Annotated in this window: 1 pseudogene; it reads left to right on the plus strand. The window is 81.4% G+C overall.

Annotation, left to right across the window (positions count from 1 at the left end):
• Window positions 1-276: 276 nt before the first annotated feature.
• Window positions 277-774, plus strand: a pseudogene (locus tag C1I99_RS34420) (PE family protein); the annotation flags it as partial.

The raw sequence follows: 774 nt of genomic DNA on the forward strand, positions 1-774 counted from the left end.
CACGCCCCCGGCCTGCTGCACGACCTCCCCACCGACGCGCCGCCGCCCGCCAATGTCGATCAAGAGGTTTATCTCACGGAGAGCGGCCCCGCTGACGCGAACGTCTTGATCATCGGGCGCGGAGGGTCGGGAGTGGAGGGTCGGGGGCTGGTGCTCCGGCCGGCGGTACCGCCGGGTGGGATCGGACCCCTCCGGTCCGGTGCCGGCGGATCGGCCGGCGGGGCGCGAGCGCTCGGTGTCAGTGGCGGCTCGGGGCCCGGGCCAGGCGGCCTCGGCATGCCCGACACCGTAGGCGGCACCGGCCGGGGGCCGGACGGCGGCGGCACGGCGGGCACCCGCGGGGACCCGCCGGGCGCTGCCGGTCCGAGGGGCGGCCCCTCTGGCGCCGGCACGCCCGGCCTCGCCCGCCCGCGCTGGAACGCGGGCGGCAGCGGCGCAGCGGGCGGCACCGGCGCAGCGGGCGGCACCGGCGCAGCGGGCGGCACCGGCGCAGCGGGCGGCAGCGGCGCAGCGGGCGGCACCGGCGCAGCGGGCGGCAGCGGCGCAGCGGGCGGCAGCGGCGTGCCAGGCGGCGCTCAGGCTGGGCGGGGACACGGCCACGGGCTGCTGGGACGTCCCGGCCCGGGCGAGCGGGACCGGGTGACGGACCGGCACGGCCGGGGCACCGGCGACCCGGGTCCGCACCGGTACGAGGACGGAGGCGGCACCGCCGGCCCGACCGCCGGACCGGTCCAGCACGGAGCCGGACCCACCCTGCCAGGTATCGCCCACGGC

Source organism: Micromonospora deserti, assembly GCF_003236335.1.
GTDB lineage: Bacteria > Actinomycetota > Actinomycetes > Mycobacteriales > Micromonosporaceae > Micromonospora > Micromonospora deserti.